Annotated in this window: 1 protein-coding gene; it reads right to left on the bottom strand. The window is 37.2% G+C overall.

Going from position 1 to position 298, the window contains the following annotated elements:
* Nucleotides 1-298, bottom strand: a 298-nt coding sequence (locus EII42_RS12755; RefSeq protein WP_370318128.1) for a TerC family protein, incomplete at both ends; no start/stop codon positions are given.

The raw sequence follows: 298 nt of genomic DNA, 5'->3' as shown, positions 1-298 counted from the left end.
TATGGCTTACGAATTAATTTTTTTCTCATTCTGATATTGATCATTTCCACTACAACCGAGAAGCCCATAGCGAAATAAATATAGCCTTTCGGAATATGGAAATCTAAACTTTCGCCAATCAAAGCAACGCCAACCAAAATTAAGAAAGATAGCGCTAATACTTTCAACGTAGGATGAGTTTCTACAAAATCGCCAATAGGTTTAGCCGCAATCATCATCACGCCTACCGCTAAAATAATAGCAACCACCATAACCTCAATTTGATCTGCCATACCAACAGCGGTAATAACTGAATCTA

Source organism: Tessaracoccus sp. OH4464_COT-324, assembly GCF_003932855.1.
Classification (GTDB): Bacteria; Actinomycetota; Actinomycetes; order Propionibacteriales; family Propionibacteriaceae; genus Arachnia.
The sequence above is the reverse complement of the archived record's forward strand: the minus strand, read 5'-3'. Positions and strand labels throughout refer to the sequence as shown.